Genomic DNA, 17256 nt, shown 5'->3' with positions numbered 1-17256 from the left:
GCACCTAATAGGTGCGACGGCGCATTCGCATGCGTGAGCCATCCGGCTGCTGGGTGATCTCCGTGAGCGGTTCCCCACAACGCCCCACGATCTTCCTCCACCATGCCCCACCATCCACCCGCGCGGCCGCCCATGATCGGCCGGAATGGGGTGCACCAGGGCGTTTGCTGGTTGTTGTCGGGCGATCGTCTCGCCGTGTGGCGCGTGTCGCCAGAACACGGAAAAAGTTCTCCACCACCGTGATAGCTGGGATGACCTGCGTAATCGATGACGCGGGGAGCCAGATCACCCTGAGTTTCGATTGAAAGTGGGGGAAAGTGGGGTAATGTGGAGCGCGCACTAGAGGAAGGGCATACATCCGAGGTGATCGTGCTCCCCGCGCGGCGGGGTTCATCCAGGAGGTAGCGGGATGTTTCTCGGTACCTACACACCTCGGTTGGATGACAAGGGGCGACTGACGTTGCCTGCGAAGTTTCGAGACGATCTGGCGGGAGGGTTGATGGTCACGAAGGGTCAGGACCACAGCCTTGCCGTATATCCCAAGGAAGAGTTCACCGCGCTCGCTCGGCGAGCCGCGGCGGCATCTCGAAGTAATCCGCAGGCGCGCGCGTTCGTCCGGGCACTCGCGGCCGGAACGGATGAACAGCGTCCGGACGCCCAAGGCCGGATCGTGTTGTCGGCCGATCATCGTCGCTACGCGAACCTTTCGCGGGACTGCGTGGTGATCGGATCGGTCGACTTCCTCGAAATATGGGATAAGCAGGCGTGGGAGTCCTACCTCGCCGAGCACGAGGAGGACTACGCCGAAGCGAGAGACGAGTCGCTGGGCGGCATCTTCTAGCCCTGAGCGAACGAGTGCCACGCGGCCTCTGCCCGGACGCGCGGACCCTGACGTACTTCCCCGACGCCAGGTGCCGAGGCTCCGGTCAGAGACCCCGCGGCATTCGTATTTTCCAAAGCAGCTGTCTAACAAGGCGACCCGTGAGCGGGCGTAACGAGCGACCCATTGGCACGGCTCGGTGCGCGACGACGCGAGGCACGATTCCGGGAGGACGAGGTGAACCGTGAACAGGACGGCCCTCGCCATGTTCCGGTTCTGCTCCAGCGGGCAGATGCGCTGCTCGGCCCGGCATTGTCCGAACCCGGCGCCGTCTATGTAGACGCGACGCTGGGTTTGGGTGGCCACGCCGAACATTTCCTACGGACGTATCCGAACATTCGTCTCGTCGGACTCGACCGGGATACCAACGCACTGGCGCTGGCGGGTGCACGACTCGCCCCGTTCGCGGATCGAATCACCTTGGTGCACATCCGATATGACGGAATCGCCGTCGCGCTGACGCAGGCTGGACTGCCGACCACCGGTTCGGTGAGCGCCATCCTGATGGATCTCGGTGTTTCCTCGATGCAACTCGACGAGGCCGAGCGCGGATTCGCCTATTCCGTCGACGCGCCGCTGGATATGCGGATGGACCCGACCACCGGCATCACCGCCGCGGATGTGCTCAATACCTACAGCCACGGCGATTTGGCGCGCGTGTTGAAAACCTATGGCGAGGAACGCTTCGCGGGCAAGATCGCCGCCGCGGTGGTGCGCCGTCGGCAGCAGAAGCCGTTCACCACCAGTGCCGAACTCGTCGAATTGCTTTACGCGACAATTCCGGCCGCGACCAGGCGGACCGGCGGTCATCCAGCCAAGCGGACCTTCCAGGCGCTGCGGGTGGAGGTCAACGGCGAGTTGGATTCGTTGCGGGCCGCATTGCCCGCCGCACTCGACTCGCTGCGGATCGGCGGCCGGATTGTGGTCATGTCGTATCAGTCGCTCGAGGATCGGGTGGTCAAACAGGAGCTGTCGGCGCGGACCACATCACGGACACCGGTCGACCTGCCGGTCGAATTGCCCGGTATGGGACCGGAATTCAGGCTACTGACCCGCGGGGCCGAGAAGGCGACGGAACAAGAGATCGAAGAGAACCCGAGGGCGGCTCCCGTGCGGATGCGCGCGGCGGAGCGAATCGAGGAGGGGACAGCATGAGTGTGCGCACGCGTACCGCCGAGGCGCCGGGCCGGATCGCCCGCCGAGTTCAGGCCGCCGAGCGGGTGAAATCGGGTGCTGCACAACGGGCCTACGCCAAGCGCCGGATGCGCGCGGAACAGTCGGGGGATCACCAGGAGCTGCCGAAGCAGCGCGCCTCGGCGATGGCCGGGCGAATTCCGTTCGTAGCGGCCATCATTGCGATGCTCGGCTGCGGCCTCGCGCTCACCCTGCTGCTCACCACCCGCTCGGCGGAGGACAGCTATCAGCTCGGCGACGCCAGGGCGACCAACCGCAAGCTGGCCGACGAACGGGCGGCACTGCTGCGGGAAGTGGAGGCCGCCGATTCCCCGCCCGAACTCGCAGCGCGGGCCCGCGAACTCGGCATGATCCCGGCCAAGGATCCGGCCCGCCTGGTGGTCGGACCGGACGGCGGCGTGACGGTGATCGGCAAGCCGACGCCCGCACAGGGGGCGCCGGTGCCGCCGCTCAACCCCTCGCCGAGCGCGCCCACCACCACGCCGGCCAATAACGCGCAGGCGCGCGGCGAGCGGGTGATTCCGGTGACGCTCACGCCGCCGCCGCAGACTGCCCAGCCGACCACCGGTCAGCCCGCGAACACCGGTCAGGCGAATGCCGTCGCTGTACCGGGTAGTTCGCAGCCGAGTCCGACACCGGCCACTCCGCTGCCGACGCCGAGCCCGGTCGCGCAAACCCCGGTGGAGACACCACAGCCCGTGGCACCCCAGGCGGAAGCGGTGCAACCCGAGCCACCCGCCCCGGATGGGGGCGCCAGATGACCATGCGCCAGACCCGGCCCGCGTCGCGCCAGCGCCGCGGGCCCGCGGCGTCCAAGGCGGGTTCATCACGGGCGACCGGCGCCGCCAGACCACGGACGGCAGCTGACAACCGGCCGCTGCGCCTGCGCCTCGGTGTCGGCCGGGTGATCATGCTGGTCGCGCTGGCGGTCGTGGCACTCCAATTGCTCTGGGTGCAGAGTATTTCCGCGCCGAGCCTGTCCGCGCAGGCGGCCGACCAGCGCACCACCCGCAAGATCGATACGGCGACTCGCGGCCCGATCACCGACCGCAATGGCAAGTCCCTCGCCTTCACACTGAGCGCGCAGGCGCTGAACTTCCAGCCGCTGGTGGTGCGCAAGCAACTCGCCGATGCGAAGGCCAAATCGGCCAAGGCACCGGATCCGGAGGACCGGCTGAAGGCCATCGCGAAGGCCATTCACGACAAACTCGGCAAGGACGCGCCCGCCGAAGCCGAACTGCTCGACAAGATGAAGAGCGACACCACCTTCGTCTACCTCGCCCGCAATGTCGACCCGCGCATCGCCTCCGATATCACCGTGCTCTATCCCGAGGTGGGCGCCGAACGCCAGGATGTGCGCGAATATCCGGGCGGATCGCTGGCCGCCAATGTGCTCGGCACCACCGGCTGGGACGGACACGGCCAAATGGGGTTGGAATCGTCGCTGGACTCGCTGCTGGCGGGCACCGACGGCTCGCACACCTACGACCGCGGATCCGATGGTGCGGTCATTCCCGGCAGCTGGCGTGATAAGCAGCCCGCGGTGAACGGCTATGGCGTCGAGTTGACCCTGGATTCGGATCTGCAGTACTACGTGCAGCAGCAGGTCCAGCAGGCCAAGGAGATGTCCGGTGCGAACGCCGCGTCGGCCGTCGTGCTCGACGCAAAGACCGGCCAGGTGCTGGCGATGTCGAATGACAACACCTTCAACCCCGCACTGGGACCCCAGCATTGGGGCAATGCCGAGATGCAGAACCCCTCCGTGCAGGATCCGTTCGAACCCGGCTCGGTCAACAAGATCGTGACCGCGGCCGCGGCCATCGAATACGGATTGACCAACCCGGATGAGGTGGTGCAGGTTCCGGGTGAGATCCGAATGGCGGGTGTCACCGTGCACGACGCCTGGGAGCACGGCACCGCGTCGTATACCACCACCGGCATATTCGGTAAGTCCTCCAATGTCGGCACGCTGATGCTGGCACAGCGGGTCGGAGAGGACCGGTTCGCGGATATGGTCAACCGGTTCGGTCTCGGTCAGCGCACCGGTGTCGGGCTGCCGGGCGAGAGTCCGGGGCAGGTACCGGCGCGCGACCAGTGGTCCGGCGGTACCTTCGCGAATCTGCCCATCGGACAGGGCCTTTCGATGACCACCCTGCAGATGACCGGGATGTATCAGGCCATCGCCAATGGCGGCGTGCGGATTCCGCCGCGCATCGTCAAGGCCAAGACCGCGCCGGACGGCACCCGTACCGAGGAGCCGCAGCCCGAAGGCGTGCGGGTGGTCAGCGCGCAGACCGCGGCGACGCTGCGCACCATGTTCCAGGCGGTCGTGCAGCGCGATCCGATGGGCGTGCAGATGGGCACCGGTTCGCCAGCGGCGATCGATGGCTACCAGGTGGCGGGTAAGACCGGCACCGCACAGAAGGTCGACCCGAGCTGCCACTGCTATTCGACCTCGTCGTTCTACATCACCTTCGCCGGCATGGCGCCCGCGGACAATCCGCGCTATGTCATCGGCCTGATGCTCGACGCGCCGATTCGCAGCTCCGATGGCAGCGGCGGCGGGTCGGTGGCGCCCCTGTTCCACAACATCGCCTCCTGGGCGTTGCAGCGTGACCGGATCCCGCCCTCGCCCGAGCCTTCCCGACGATTCGTTCTGCAGGCTTCATAAGATTGGAGCCACGTTGTCCGGCCGTGAGCCGACGTCGGTAACCTGACTCGACGTTCCCTGCCTTCCCAATGATCTACTCAGCCCTTATCCGTGTCGATTCCCGAGAGGAGCCCTGTGCCCGCGCAGTCCAGCCAGCACGCGCTCCGGCCGACCCACCCGAGGTCGACGTCGTTGTCCACCGTGCTGGCACTGACCGGTGCCAGCTCGTCGCGCGCGGATCTCTCGCAGATCCAGGTCACCGGCATCGAGCAGCGCTCGAATGCGGTGCTGCCCGGTGATCTGTTCGCCGCGCTGCCCGGCGCGCAGTCGCACGGGGCCAGGTTCGCGCGCGACGCCGTCGAGCGGGGCGCCGTCGCAGTGTTCACCGATCCGGCGGGTGCCGAACTGATCGGTGAACTCGAGGTACCGGTGCTGGTCCGCGAGCAGCCGAGGTCGGTGCTCGGCGAGCTGTCGGGCGAGCTCTACGGCAATCCGTCGCAGCGGCTGCGCATAGTCGGCATTACCGGCACCTCCGGCAAGACCACCACCGCATATCTGGTGGAGGCCGGATTGGCGGCCGCTGGCCTTTCCACGGCGCTGATCGGCACCATCGAGACCAGAATCGGCGGTCGCCGGGTGCCGAGCGCGTTGACCACGCCAGAGGCGCCGCAGCTGCACGCGATATTCGCGCTGATGGTCGAGCAGGGTGTGGACGCGGTGGTGATGGAGGTCTCCAGTCACGCGCTCGCGCTGGGCCGGGTGGACGGGGTGCGCTTCACGGTGGGCGCGTTCACCAATCTCTCGCAGGACCACCTGGACTTCCACGCCGACTTCGAGGACTACTTCGCCGCCAAGCGCAGGCTTTTCGAAGCGGTGTCGCCGGTCGCTGCGCGCACCGCTGTCATCTGCGTCGATGACGAGTGGGGACAGCGCCTGGCGGCGGACCTCGCGGACCCGATCACCGTATCCACCACCGGTTCCGGCACCTGGCAGCTCACCAGCGAGGTAATCGCGCACGGCGGCGAGCAGGAGTTCAGCGTCGCCGGACCGGACATGAATGTCGATGTGCGCCTGCGACTTCCGGGCCGCTACAACGTCGCCAACGGACTGCTCGCGGTCGCGGTGTGCGCGGCCGCGGGAGCCGATCCCGCCGTCGCCGCACCCGCGCTGGCCACCGTCGACGTGCCGGGCCGGATGCAGCGGGTCGAGCGGGGGCAGGATTTCCTGGCGATCGTCGACTACGCGCACAAACCCGCCGCGGTGGAGTCGGTGATCGCAACGCTGCGGGAACATCTCACCGCGGCGGGCCCAGAGGCACCCGGTGCGGGCCGCCACGGCGATACCCCGCAACGAGGAATGCACGCGCACGCAGGGCACCGCGAGCGCAGCACCTCAGATACCGCCGGTCGGTTGGCCGTGGTCGTCGGCGCGGGTGGTGACCGGGATGCGGGCAAGCGAGCTCTGATGGGTGCCGCCGGTGCGCGTGGCGCCGATCTGCTGATCATCACCGATGACAATCCGCGCACCGAGGATCCCGCGGCGATCCGCGCCGCATTGCGCGCGGGCGCGCTCGGGGTTGCGCAGGCCGAACGCGGTGAGGTGCGCGAAATCGGGGACCGGGCCGCGGCCATCGCCGCCGCCGTCGACTGGGCTGGTCCCGGTGACGTGGTGCTGGTGGCGGGTAAGGGCCATGAGGCCGGGCAGGAGATCCAGGGTGTGAAGCATCCGTTCGATGACCGCGAGGTGCTCGCGGCGGCGTTGGAACGACGGCAGCGGGGCCTGCGTGGCGACCAGACGACGCAGGACGGCAACACTGAGCAGAGTCCGCAGGGGTCGGACGCGGAGGACTTGACGGTTTCATGATCGAGATGACACTGCGGGAGATCGCGGAGGCCGTCGGTGGCACGCTGCACGACGCCCCCGACCCGGCGGCGACGGTAACGGGTTCCGTCGAATTCGATTCGCGCCGAATCGGTTCCGGTGATCTGTTCCTGGCCCTGCCCGGCGAGCACGCGGACGGCCACGACTACGCGAAGGCGGCGATCGACGCCGGTGCGGTCGCGGTGCTCGCGGCCCGTCCGGTCGGCGTGCCCGCCATCGTGGTGACCCCGAGTCCGGGCACCGTGCCCGCGAAATCCGTTGCGCTGGCCGGTGATTCGGATGGGTCGGGGGCCGCGGTGCTGGCCGCGCTCGCTACGCTCGCCCGAGTGAGTGTCGAACGTCTTGCCGCCGCGGGAGCGACGCGCCCAGAGGCGGTAGCGGAGCCCAACCACGGAGGGCGCCGCGAGGGCGGCCGATCGGACACCGCGGCAGGTGGACTCACCGTCGTAGGGGTGACCGGCTCTTCGGGCAAAACCTCGACCAAGGATCTGCTCGCGGCCGTACTCGCGCCGCTGGGGCCGGTCGTTGCCCCGCCCGGATCGTTCAACAATGAACTCGGCCATCCGTGGACCGCGCTGCGCGCCGATGCCGAAACCCGCTTCCTGGTACTGGAACTGTCCGCACGCGGCCCCGGACATATCGCCGCACTCGCGCGGGTCGCACCGCCGAAGATCGGCGTTGTGCTCAATGTCGGCACCGCCCATCTCGGCGAATTCGGCAGCCGTGAGGCCATTGCGCAGACCAAGGGCGAACTCGTCGAGGCGCTGCCGCCGACCGGACTCGCCGTGCTCAACGCCGATGATCCGCAGGTGGCCGCGATGGCCGCGCGCACGAATGCCCGCGTGGTGACGGTCGGCCAGGCGGCGAACGCCGAAATCCGGGCCACCGACGTCCAACTGGATGCCGAGGCCCGCGCGGGTTTCACGCTGCACACCGGCAAGGGCAGCATTGCGGTGCAATTGGCCGTACACGGCGAGCACCAGGTCGGCAACGCACTGGCCGCGGCGGCGGTCGCGCTCGAATGCGGCGCCGACCTCGAAACCGTTGCGCGGGCACTGTCCGGTGCGCACGCCGCATCGGCGCGCCGCATGGATGTGCGGACCACCGCCGACGGCATCACCGTGGTCAACGATTCCTATAACGCCAATCCGGATTCGGTGCGCGCCGCCCTCAAGGCCCTGGTGACCATGTCCCGCGCGGGCGGCACTCCGCGCCGCAGCTGGGCCGTGCTCGGCGAAATGGGCGAACTGGGCGAGGAATCTGTCATCGAACACGACCGGATCGGCCGCCTCGCAGTGCGTCTGGATGTCTCCCGGCTGATCGTCGTCGGCACCGGAAGGCCATCCCACGCGATGCATCAGGGTGCGGTAATGGAAGGCTCTTGGGGCGAGGAGTCGATCCTCGTGCCCGATATCGGTGCGGCCATCGCACTGCTCGACAGCGAGGTCGGGTCGGGCGATGTGGTGCTGGTCAAAGCGTCCAAGGCGGTCGGCCTGTGGGAGGTCGCCGAACATTTGACCGGCGCGGAGCGTGCGGGAACTAGGGGTAGCACGGAGGCGCTTGGATGAGGCAGATTCTGTTCGCGGCGGGGATCGCGCTTGCGGTCTCCATTCTGCTGACGCCGCTGTTGATACGGATCTTCGCCAGGCAGGGCTTCGGCCAGGAGATCCGGGTCGACGGTCCGGCCAGTCATCAGGCCAAGCGCGGCACCCCGACTATGGGTGGTGTGGCCATCCTGGTCGGCATGTGGGCGGGTTACCTCGGCTCACATCTGATCGGCATCGGCTACGACGCCGACGGGCCGTCCGCATCGGGCATCCTGGTGCTCGGGCTGACCACCGCACTCGGTGTGGTCGGCTTCCTCGACGACTTCATCAAGCTGCGCAAACAGCGCAATCTGGGGCTGTCGGCCGCGGGCAAGTACATCGGTCAGATCAGCGCCGCGGTCATTTTCGGCGTGCTCGCCCTGCAGTTCCGCGGCGGCAACGGGTTGACTCCGGCGAGTAAGCATCTGTCCTACGTCCGCGATATCACCACGGTATCGATGGGCGTGATCATCTTCCTGTGCTGGGTCTGCCTGCTGGTCGTCGCCTGGTCGAATGCGGTGAACCTGACCGACGGTCTGGATGGTCTGGCTGCGGGTTCGATGAGCCTGGTGCTCGGCGCCTACGTGATCATCACGTTCTGGCAGTACCGCAATGCCTGCGCGACAATTCCGGAGGCGGGCTGCTACAACGTGCGCGATCCGCTGGATCTGGCGCTGGTATGTGCCTCGGCCGCCGCTGCGTGTGTGGGCTTCCTGTGGTGGAATGCCGCACCGGCCAAGATTTTCATGGGCGATACCGGTTCGCTGGCCCTCGGCGGCATGCTCGCCGGACTCTCGATCACCACCCGGACGGAATTGCTGATGGTCGTGATCGGCGCGCTGTTCGTCGCCGAGACCGCCTCGGTGGTGCTGCAGGTCGCGGTGTACCGCACTACCCGCAACCGGCTATTCAAGATGGCGCCGTTCCACCATCACTTCGAACTCAGCAAATGGGCCGAGACTACGGTGATCATCCGGTTCTGGCTACTGGCGGCCATGGCGTCGGCGGTCGGACTCGGCCTGTTCTATAGCGAATATCTCTCAGCGGTCGGGTGAAGTAGCGATGGTCGAACATTCTCCGAGGGCCCTGCGGACACCGGGGCCCATGCTCGAATTCCTGCGCGGCCGTGACGTTCTGGTGGCCGGATGGGGTGTATCGGGTCGCTCGCTGATCGAGCCGCTGCGCGATATAGGCGCGCACCCGGTGGTCACCGACGGCGGCGCGGCCGCACTGGCAGAGGCGGCCGGGCTCGGCCTCGACATCGCGACCTGCGCCGAACTGGAATCCGCGGACTGGAGCCGGTTCGCGCTGGTCATCACCAGTCCGGGCTGGCGACCGGACTCACCGGTGCTGGCCGCGGCGGTGACCGAGGGCACCCCGGTCTGGGGCGATGTCGAATTCGCCTGGTGGGTCGATCAGGCCAGAATCTACGGTCCGGTCCGTAAATGGCTGGTGGTGACCGGGACCAATGGCAAGACCACCACCACCTCGATGGTGCATTCGATCCTGCGCGCGGCGGGAGTCGCCAGTGTCGCCTGCGGCAATATCGGGCTGCCGATTCTGGACGCGTTGCGTCGCAATCCCGGTCCACAGGTGCTCGCGGTCGAACTGTCCTCGTTCCAATTGCATTGGGCGCCTTCGGTGCGGCCCGAGGCCGGTGTGGTGCTGAATGTGGCCGAGGACCATCTGGATTGGCACGGCGGCCTCGATGCCTATGCCGCCGCCAAGTCCAGGGCGCTGTACGGCCGCGTCGGTGTCGTCGGACTCGACGATCCGGTGGCCGCCTCGCTGGCCCGGCGCAGTAGGGCGCGCCGGACGGTCGGCTTCCGGATCGGCGTGCCCGCCGACGGCGAACTCGGCGTCGTGGACGGCAAACTGCTCGACCGCGCCTTCACCAAGGCCGCGATCCTCGCCGAAGTCGGCGATATCAGCCCCAAGGGACCGGCCGGTGTCGCCAACGCGCTCGCGGCCGCCGCGCTGACCAGGGCCATCGATATCGCACCGCAGTTCGTGCGGGAAGGTCTCATCGAGCACAAGGTCGGTCCGCATCGGTCCGCATTCGTCCGTGAGCTGGCCGGGGTCGAATTCATCGATGACTCCAAGGCCACCAACCCGCATGCCGCACGCTCATCGATTCTCGGCCACCCGCAGGTGGTCTGGATTGCCGGTGGGCAATTGAAGGGTGCCTCGGTCGAGGATCTGGTCGAGGAGATCGCCGACCGGCTCGCCGCCGCCGTACTGCTCGGCGCCGACGCGCCGGTGATCGCGGCGGCTTTGGCGCGACACGCGCCCGAGGTCCCGGTCATCGAGGTCCGTGCGGGAGACCATGCAGGCATGGGTGACGCTGGGACCGATGATGCCGCGAGCGCCGACGCCGTCATGGCGCGTGCCGTTCGCGCCGCGGCCGGGCTCGCCCGTCGCGGTGACACCGTGCTACTGGCCCCGGCCGCGGCCTCCTTGGATATGTTCGCCGACTACACCCACCGCGGGCGCAGCTTCGCCGCCGCGGTGGCCGCCCTGGAAGACGGTGACATCGGGCGGCAACTATGACCGAGACCCCGCGGCGGAGACGGCAGCGGAGCGTGACCACGGAGGGTTCCGGGAGCGCCGCCGATCGGACACCGCGGCGGAATCGGCTGGCCGCCACCAAATTCGGCGCCTGGCTGGCGCGCCCGCTCGCGTCCTTCCATCTCGTCGTCACGATCGCGACGCTGCTCACCGTGCTCGGCCTGGTCATGGTGCTCTCGGCGTCGAGCGTCGAGGCGTATGTCGTTGGTGGCTCGGCGTATTCGCTGTTCATCCAGCAGGCCATGTTCGCCGCGATCGGTGCGGTGCTGTTCTATCTCGCGCTGCGGATTTCGTTGCGGCGGTTACGGCAGTGGTCGTTTCCGCTGTTCGCGATCTCGGTGCTCGCGCTGGTGCTGGTCTTGATCCCGGGCATCGGCTCGCAGGTACAGGGCGCGCGTCGCTGGTTCTTCCTCGGCCCGATCTCGGTGCAGCCCTCGGAGATCGTCAAGGTGACCCTGGTGGTGTGGGGTGCGCATCTGCTCGCCTCGCGTCGCTCCGAACAGGCGAGCCTCAAGGAAATCCTGGTGCCGCTGGTACCCGCCGGTCTGCTGGTGTGCCTGCTCGTGGTGCTCGAGCCGAATCTGTCGACCACGATCGCGCTCGGCATCGTGCTGGCCGCGCTGCTGTGGTTCGGCGGGCTGCCGGTGCGACTGTTCGTCACCATCGCGATCTCGGGTGTTATCGCCGCGGGCGTACTCGCGCTGTCCGCGGGCTACCGCTCGGACCGCATGCGCGCGTTCTTCAATCCGGGCGACGATCCGCAGGGCATCAATTACCAAGCGCGCCAAGCGTTGTACTCACTGGCCGATGGCGGCATCTGGGGCCGTGGTCTCGGGCAGAGCCGGGCCAAATGGCAGTACCTGCCGAATGCGCACAACGACTTCATCTTCGCCATCATCGGCGAGGAACTCGGCTTCCTCGGCTGCGCACTGGTTTTGGGGCTGTTCGCGCTGTTCGTCTACACCGGCCTGCGGATTGCGAGCCGCTCGGTCGATCCGTTCCTGCGGCTGCTCACCGCGACCGCGACGACCTGGATCACCGGTCAGGCGCTGATCAATATCGGCTATGTGGTCAACTTGCTCCCGGTGACCGGGCTGCAGCTGCCGCTGGTCTCGGCGGGCGGCTCGTCGCTGGCGATCACGCTGTTCATGTTCGGCATCATCGCCAATGCGGCCAGACATGAGCCCGAGGCGATCGCGGCGCTGCAGGCCGGACAGGACGGCCGATTCAGCCGACTGCTGCGACTGCCCAAGCCGGAGGTGTACTCACCGGCCAAGGCGGATGCGGCGCGGGCGCGCACGGCCGCGGCCAAGGCCAAGGCCGCCGAACAGCGGGCGCGGGCCGAGCGGGCCAAGGCCGAGCGGGCGCGGGCGGCACTGCCGCCGAGCCGACGGCCGCAAGCCGACTCGGGGCGCCGCCGCGTGCCGGAGAGCCGGGGGACGAGTTCCCTGCGGGCGACCAGGGCGTGGGAGCCGAGCTATCCGATAAACCATGCGAGAGATCGGGGAAGATCCAGGTGAGTGACCCACTGTCGGTGATCGTCGCTGGCGGTGGCACCGCGGGCCATATCGAGCCCGCGCTGGCCGTCGCCGACGCACTGAAGCGACTCGACGATTCGATCCGGGTCACCGCACTCGGCACCGAACGCGGACTCGAGACCAAACTGGTGCCCGAGCGCGGCTATCCGCTCGAGTTGATCCCGCCGGTTCCGTTGCCGCGCAAGCCGACCGCGGATCTGCTGCGCCTGCCCGGTCGGGTGCGCGCCTCGGTGGCCAGGACCCGAGCGGTCATCGATGCGGTCGGGGCCGATGTGATCGTCGGCTTCGGCGGCTATGTCGCGCTGCCCGCCTACCTCGCCGCGGGCCGGGGCTTGTCGGGCCGCAGGCGCGCGGTGCCGGTGGTGGTGCACGAGGCGAATGCCAAGGCGGGCATCGCCAATAAGGTCGGCGCCAGGCGCGCCGCCCGAGTGTTTGCCGCCGTACCCGATTCCGGGCTCGTCAACGCCGAGGTCATCGGCATTCCGGTGCGCGGCTCCATTACGGCACTGGACCGGGCCGCACTGCGAGCCGAGGCCCGCGCGCACTTCGGGCTGCCCGCCGAGGGGCCGGTGCTGCTGGTCTTCGGCGGATCTCAGGGCGCGGTGTCATTGAACAACGCCGTCTCCGGCGCGGCGGCACAGCTGGCCGCCGCGGGTGTATCGGTACTGCACGCGCACGGCCCCAAGAACACCCTCGAAGTGCAGGAATCGGGTGAAGGAGGGGTGCGCTATCTCGCCGTGCCGTATCTTTCCCGAATGGACTTGGCCTATGCCGCCGCGGACGCGGTCGTCTGCCGCTCCGGCGCGATGACCGTCGCCGAAGTGTCGGCGGTTGGCCTGCCCGCGTTCTATGTGCCGCTGCCGCACGGCAACGGCGAGCAGGAACTCAATGCCAGGCCGATCGTCCGCCAAGGGGGTGGCAGAATCGTCCCCGATGCCGAGCTGACCCCGAAATACGTGATCGACGAGGTGATACCGCTGCTGACCGACCGCGCACGGCTGATCCAGATGGGCCTGTCCGCCGCAGGCGCCGGGCATCGCGATGCCGCCGACGAGCTGGCGCGCATTGTCGTGGAGGTGAGCGGCCGGTGACCACGGGTGCCGAGGCCACCGAATCCGGGGCGATCGAGTCCGGGGCCGCCGACGAGGCGCGCTCGGCTTTGCCGCCCGAATTGGCGCGCGTGCACATGGTCGGGATCGGCGGGGCCGGAATGTCCGGAATCGCCCGCATCCTGCTCTCGCGCGGCGGCTCGGTCTCCGGTTCGGATGCCAAGGAGAGTCGCGGTGTACTCGCGTTGCGGGCCCGTGGCGCCCAGGTGCGCATCGGTCACGACGCCAGTGCCCTCGATCTGCTGCCCGGTGGCCCGACCGCGGTGGTCACCACCTACGCCGCCATCCCGAAGACCAATCCCGAACTGGTCGAGGCGAATCGGCGCGATATTCCGGTGCTGCTGCGCCCCGCCGTGCTCGCATCCCTGATGCAGGGGCACCGAACCCTGCTGGTCTCCGGTACGCACGGCAAGACCTCCACCACCTCGATGCTGATCGTGTCGTTGCAGCACTGCGGATTCGATCCGTCCTTCGCCGTCGGCGGTGAACTCAATGAGGCGGGCACCAATGCCCACCACGGCACCGGTGAGATCTTCGTCGCCGAGGCCGATGAGAGCGATGGCTCACTGCTGCAATACGACCCGGATGTCGCGGTGGTCACCAATATCGAATCCGATCACCTGGACTTCTTCGGTACCGATGAGGCCTACGTCCAGGTCTTCGACGATTTCGCCGATCGCCTCGCCCCGGGCGGCCTGCTGGTGGTGTGTCTGGACGATCCCGGTTCCCGCGCGCTGGCCGAGCGGATCGGTCCGCGCTTGGCGCAGAAGAATGTCCGGGTGCTCGGCTACGGCTCGGGTGAACTGCCCGACGCGCCGGTGCCGGTCGGGGTGCGACTGCACAGCTGGGAGCCGCGCGATGTCGGCGGACTCGCGCAATTCCAACTCGCCGACGAGGCGGCCCCGCGCACGCTGCGACTATCGGTACCCGGTCGGCATATGGCACTCAACGCGCTGGCGGCGCTGCTCGCTGCGCGAGCCGCGGGTGCCGATGTGGACGAAATCGTCCAGGGGCTGGAGGGTTTCGGCGGTGTGCACCGCCGATTCCAGTTCGCGGGCCGGGAAAACGGTGTGCGGGTCTTCGACGATTACGCCCACCACCCGACCGAGGTGCGCGCGGTGCTCGGCGCCGCCGCCGAGTTGGTGCAGCAGGAGGCCCGCGACGGCGCCCGCTCTCGGCAGGGCCGGGTCATCGTGGTGTTCCAGCCGCACCTCTACAGTCGTACCGCCACCTTCGCCCAGGATTTCGGTGCGGCGTTGAGCCTGGCCGACGAAGTCGTTGTGCTGGATGTCTATGGCGCGCGGGAGAAGCCGCTGCCGGGCGTCAACGGCGCACTGGTCGCCCAGGCCGTCACCAAACCCGTGCACTACCAGCCGGATATGTCGCGGGTCGGCCGCCAGGTCGCCGGACTCGCACTGCCCGGTGATGTCGTGATCACCATGGGCGCCGGCGATGTGACGATGCTGGGCAGCCAGATCCTCGACGGCCTGCGAGCGCGTCCGCAATACGGCCGGTGACCCTCGGTGCGAATCGCGGGTGACTGGTTCGAACAGTGGGCCCGGCTGAGTCGTTCCGGCCGCTTCCGACTGGGGAGTTTGCTCGCCGTGTGCGTCGTTACAGTTCTTGCGGTGCTGGCTTGGTTCACCCCGGTGCTGTCGGTGAGCACCGTGGAGATCGACGGGCTGGCCACGGTGCCCGAACAGCAGGTGCGCGACAAACTCGAGATCCCCTCTGGGCGCTCGATGTTGCGCATCGACACCGATGCGATGGCCCAGCGGGTGGTGAGCATTCCGAAGGTGCGCAGCGCGCGGGTGCAACGGGTATTTCCGTCCAAGGTCAAGGTGACGGTCGTGGAGCGCACGCCCGTATTGTTCTGGGACAGCCCGCAGGGCGCGCATCTGATGGATGCGGACAGTGTCGAGTTCGCGATCGACGAACCGCCGATCGGTGTGCCGAAGCTCGATACCGCCGATCCCGGCGGCGGCGATCCGGTGACCCGCGCGGCGGTCTCGGTATTGTCGGTGCTGCCTGCGGCGCTGGTCATTCAGGTGGACGAGGTTGTCGCGCGGTCGATTTCGAATATTTCACTGAACCTGCGCGATGGTCGCACGGTACTGTGGGGTGGAACCAATGACGCGGAACGCAAGGCGGCAGTGGTAATGCCGTTGTTGACCCGCGATGGAACGGTGTTCGATGTTTCGAGTCCGAATCTGGTCACGGTAAAGTGATCGATACCCATTGTGCCCAGGGGATTTTCGATGGAACTGTGACCGCAGTGGGAACAGGCCAGCGAGACCGGGGGTTCGGGGGCAACCGTCCACGATACGGCGTGTCGTGCGGCGAGACGAGAGGGATCACACAAGATTCTGTCAGTCGTTTCGGCGCGCCTGCACGCCTATCGCGGCGGCTGCGAATAGCGTTCCGCAGCAGTCGGATACTTGACATAACGCTAACCCTATGGTTGAGGTTTAGGGTTTGCTCGGGCAGTGGCGCACCTCGCGAAACTGCCGGAGCAAAACAACCGGGGTTTCCACGGGCTGAATGTCGAGAATCCGAAAACGACAGACTTTAGATCGAAGGAAGGCGAGAGCCCATGACGCCCCCGCACAACTACCTTGCTGTGATCAAGGTCGTCGGTATCGGCGGCGGCGGTGTCAATGCCGTCAACCGGATGATCGAGCAGGGACTCAAGGGAGTCGAGTTCATCGCGGTCAACACCGACGCGCAGGCGCTGCTGATGAGCGATGCCGACGTCAAACTCGACGTCGGCCGTGAGCTCACGCGCGGTCTGGGCGCCGGTGCCGACCCGGAGGTCGGCCGCAAGGCCGCCGAGGATCACAAGGACGAGATCGAAGAGGTGCTCAAGGGCGCCGACATGGTCTTCGTCACCGCGGGCGAGGGCGGTGGCACCGGTACCGGTGGCGCGCCCGTCGTGGCCAGCATCGCGCGCAAGCTCGGCGCCCTCACCATCGGCGTGGTGACCAGGCCGTTCTCCTTCGAGGGCAAGCGGCGGGGCAACCAGGCCGAAGTGGGCATCAACCTGCTGCGCGAATCCTGCGACACGCTCATCGTCATTCCGAACGATCGGCTGCTGCAGCTCGGTGACGCCGCGGTCAGCCTGATGGATGCCTTCCGTTCCGCGGACGAGGTACTGCTCAACGGTGTGCAGGGCATTACCGATCTGATCACCACCCCCGGTCTGATCAACGTCGACTTCGCCGATGTGAAGAGCGTGATGTCCGGTGCGGGTAGCGCTTTGATGGGTATCGGTTCGGCGCGCGGTGAGGGCCGTTCGGTCAAGGCCGCCGAGTCGGCGATCAACTCGCCACTGCTCGAGGCATCGATGGATGGTGCGCACGGCGTGCTGCTCTCGATCGCGGGTGGTTCGGATCTGGGTCTGTTCGAAATCAATGAGGCCGCCTCGCTGGTGCAGGAGGCCGCGCATATCGAGGCCAATATCATCTTCGGTACCGTCATCGACGATTCGCTCGGCGATGAGGTTCGCGTCACGGTGATCGCCGCCGGTTTCGACGGCGGCGGCCCGGCCCGGCGCACGTTCGAGGCGGGCCGCGGCGCGATCGGGTCGGGCCGGGCCGGTGAGATCGGTCCAAGCAGCAGGACCAGCGAGATCGCCGCATCCGCGCGCACCGAAACCGCTTCCGCCGCAGGTCAAACCAGCTCCACCCGGGGCGCGGCGCCCAGCTACCGCGATACCGAGCGGCCCCGCACACTGGCCGAGCCGACAGTGGCACACAACTCGCGCTCGCATATCGAACCGCCCGATTCCGATGACGATGACGACGTCGATGTGCCCTCGTTCATGCGTCGGTAGGTCACGAGCAATCGATAG

Annotated in this window: 13 protein-coding genes; all 13 read left to right on the top strand. The window is 67.7% G+C overall.

What is annotated here, in order from left to right; all coding sequences use genetic code 11:
• The first annotated feature begins 409 nt into the window (after positions 1-409).
• The 13 genes from mraZ to ftsZ all read left to right on the top strand — a co-directional run bounded on the left by mraZ (position 410) and on the right by ftsZ (position 17238).
• The gene (mraZ, locus tag ABZ293_RS38365) at positions 410-841 is read left to right on the top strand and encodes a division/cell wall cluster transcriptional repressor MraZ (RefSeq protein ID WP_330253784.1); all 432 of its coding nucleotides are present in this window, start codon (positions 410-412) and stop codon (positions 839-841) included.
• A gap of 216 nt (positions 842-1057) precedes the next feature.
• Positions 1058-2035: a 16S rRNA (cytosine(1402)-N(4))-methyltransferase RsmH gene (gene rsmH / locus ABZ293_RS38360; protein ID WP_355188992.1), complete on the top strand. Its 978-nt coding sequence runs from the start codon at positions 1058-1060 to the stop codon at positions 2033-2035.
• Positions 2032-2835, top strand: coding sequence for a hypothetical protein (locus ABZ293_RS38355; protein ID WP_355188990.1), 804 nt, complete (start codon positions 2032-2034; stop codon positions 2833-2835). Before rsmH ends, ABZ293_RS38355 begins: the two co-directional genes overlap by 4 nt.
• A 149-nt stretch (positions 2836-2984) precedes the next feature.
• Positions 2985-4745 (top strand): penicillin-binding protein 2, encoded by a 1761-nt coding sequence (locus ABZ293_RS38350; RefSeq protein ID WP_355189006.1) that lies wholly within the window; start codon positions 2985-2987, stop codon positions 4743-4745.
• Positions 4746-4859: 114 nt separating this feature from the next.
• Positions 4860-6587: a UDP-N-acetylmuramoyl-L-alanyl-D-glutamate--2,6-diaminopimelate ligase gene (locus tag ABZ293_RS38345; protein ID WP_355188988.1), complete on the top strand. Its 1728-nt coding sequence runs from the start codon at positions 4860-4862 to the stop codon at positions 6585-6587.
• Complete coding sequence (gene murF / locus ABZ293_RS38340) at positions 6584-8173, top strand: UDP-N-acetylmuramoyl-tripeptide--D-alanyl-D-alanine ligase (protein ID WP_355188986.1); 1590 nt, start codon at positions 6584-6586, stop codon at positions 8171-8173. Before ABZ293_RS38345 ends, murF begins: the two co-directional genes overlap by 4 nt.
• Positions 8170-9246 (top strand): phospho-N-acetylmuramoyl-pentapeptide-transferase, encoded by a 1077-nt coding sequence (gene mraY / locus ABZ293_RS38335; protein WP_354958028.1) that lies wholly within the window; start codon positions 8170-8172, stop codon positions 9244-9246. The genes murF and mraY overlap by 4 nt, the downstream gene beginning before the upstream one ends.
• Positions 9247-9295: 49 nt before the next feature.
• Positions 9296-10741: a UDP-N-acetylmuramoyl-L-alanine--D-glutamate ligase gene (murD, locus tag ABZ293_RS38330; RefSeq protein WP_355189004.1), complete on the top strand. Its 1446-nt coding sequence runs from the start codon at positions 9296-9298 to the stop codon at positions 10739-10741.
• An 86-nt stretch (positions 10742-10827) separates the two neighbouring features.
• On the top strand, positions 10828-12279 hold the full coding sequence (gene ftsW / locus ABZ293_RS38325; RefSeq protein WP_355189002.1) for a putative lipid II flippase FtsW: 1452 nt from the start codon (positions 10828-10830) through the stop codon (positions 12277-12279).
• Positions 12276-13388 (top strand): undecaprenyldiphospho-muramoylpentapeptide beta-N-acetylglucosaminyltransferase, encoded by a 1113-nt coding sequence (gene murG / locus ABZ293_RS38320; protein WP_355188984.1) that lies wholly within the window; start codon positions 12276-12278, stop codon positions 13386-13388. The genes ftsW and murG overlap by 4 nt, the downstream gene beginning before the upstream one ends.
• A gap of 95 nt (positions 13389-13483) precedes the next feature.
• On the top strand, positions 13484-14923 hold the full coding sequence (gene murC / locus ABZ293_RS38315; protein WP_355189000.1) for a UDP-N-acetylmuramate--L-alanine ligase: 1440 nt from the start codon (positions 13484-13486) through the stop codon (positions 14921-14923).
• A 111-nt stretch (positions 14924-15034) separates the two neighbouring features.
• Positions 15035-15634 (top strand): FtsQ-type POTRA domain-containing protein, encoded by a 600-nt coding sequence (locus ABZ293_RS38310; protein ID WP_355188982.1) that lies wholly within the window; start codon positions 15035-15037, stop codon positions 15632-15634.
• Positions 15635-15999: 365 nt separating this feature from the next.
• Complete coding sequence (ftsZ, locus tag ABZ293_RS38305; RefSeq protein WP_354958024.1) at positions 16000-17238, top strand: cell division protein FtsZ; 1239 nt, start codon at positions 16000-16002, stop codon at positions 17236-17238.
• Positions 17239-17256 lie beyond the last annotated feature (18 nt).

The organism is Nocardia sp. NPDC005998, assembly GCF_040614395.1.
Taxonomy (GTDB): domain Bacteria; phylum Actinomycetota; class Actinomycetes; order Mycobacteriales; family Mycobacteriaceae; genus Nocardia.
Note: the sequence above shows the minus strand (reverse complement) of the source record. Positions and strands in the feature narration are given on the sequence as shown.

Excerpts from the sequence above, each read along its gene's own strand:
- mraZ (WP_330253784.1), top strand. The coding sequence starts at position 410 with ATGTTTCTCGGTACCTACACACCTCGGTTGGATGACAAGGGGCGACTG.
- ABZ293_RS38355 (WP_355188990.1), top strand. The coding sequence starts at position 2,032 with ATGAGTGTGCGCACGCGTACCGCCGAGGCGCCGGGCCGGATCGCCCGC.
- ABZ293_RS38350 (WP_355189006.1), top strand. The coding sequence starts at position 2,985 with ATGCTGGTCGCGCTGGCGGTCGTGGCACTCCAATTGCTCTGGGTGCAG.
- murF (WP_355188986.1), top strand. The coding sequence starts at position 6,584 with ATGATCGAGATGACACTGCGGGAGATCGCGGAGGCCGTCGGTGGCACG.
- mraY (WP_354958028.1), top strand. The coding sequence starts at position 8,170 with ATGAGGCAGATTCTGTTCGCGGCGGGGATCGCGCTTGCGGTCTCCATT.
- murD (WP_355189004.1), top strand. The coding sequence starts at position 9,296 with ATGCTCGAATTCCTGCGCGGCCGTGACGTTCTGGTGGCCGGATGGGGT.
- murC (WP_355189000.1), top strand. The coding sequence starts at position 13,484 with ATGGTCGGGATCGGCGGGGCCGGAATGTCCGGAATCGCCCGCATCCTG.
- ftsZ (WP_354958024.1), top strand. The coding sequence starts at position 16,000 with ATGACGCCCCCGCACAACTACCTTGCTGTGATCAAGGTCGTCGGTATC.